This is a genomic window from Bacillus cereus group sp. MYBK14-1 (assembly GCF_051916885.1).
Classification (GTDB): domain Bacteria; phylum Bacillota; class Bacilli; order Bacillales; family Bacillaceae_G; genus Bacillus_A; species Bacillus_A cereus.
Map to the genome: position 1 here is coordinate 1 of NZ_JBQAHM010000054.1, position 873 is coordinate 873.

The window sequence follows — 873 nt, forward strand, 5'->3', positions numbered from 1 at the left end:
AGCGCCAGTGGCACCAGTAGCACCTGTGTTACCTTGAACACCTTGAGGTCCAGTAGCGCCAGTGGCACCAGTAGCACCTGTGTTACCTTGAACACCTTGAGGTCCAGTAGCACCAGTGTTACCTTGAACGCCTTGAGGTCCAGTGGCACCAGTAGCACCTGTGTTACCTTGAGCACCTTGAGGTCCAGTAGCGCCAGTGGCACCAGTAGCACCTGTGTTACCTTGAACACCTTGAGGTCCAGTAGCGCCGGTAGCACCTGTGTTACCTTGAGCACCTTGAGGTCCAGTAGCGCCGGTAGCACCTGTGTTACCTTGAACACCTTGAGGTCCAGTAGCACCTGTGTTACCTTGAGCACCTTGAGGTCCAGTAGCACCAGTAGCACCAGTAGCACCCGTGTTACCTTGAACACCCTGAGGTCCAGTAGCACCTGTGTTACCTTGAGCACCTTGAGGTCCAGTAGCACCGGTAGCACCTGTGTTACCTTGAGGTCCCTGAGGTCCAGTAGGTCCAGGAGGCCCGCCAGAAGGTCCGGTAGGTCCGGTAACTCCTATACCAGTAGCGCCAGTGGCACCGGTAGCACCTGTGTTACCTTGAACACCTTGAGGTCCAGTAGCACCAGTAGCGCCGGTAGCACCAGTAGCACCTGTGTTACCTTGAGCACCTTGAGGTCCAGTGGCACCGGTAGCACCCGTGTTACCTTGAACACCCTGAGGTCCAGTAGCACCTGTGTTACCTTGAGCACCTTGAGGTCCAGTAGCACCAGTAGCACCCGTGTTACCTTGAGGTCCAGTGGCACCGGTAGCGCCAGTAGCGCCCGTGTTACCTTGAGGTCCTGTAGCGCCAGTAGCGCCCGTGTTACCTCGAGGTCCAGT

Annotated in this window: 1 pseudogene; it reads right to left on the reverse strand. The window is 56.9% G+C overall.

What is annotated here, in order from left to right:
• Positions 1-873, reverse strand: a pseudogene (locus tag ACTFR3_RS30495) (Gly-Xaa-Xaa repeat protein); the annotation flags it as partial.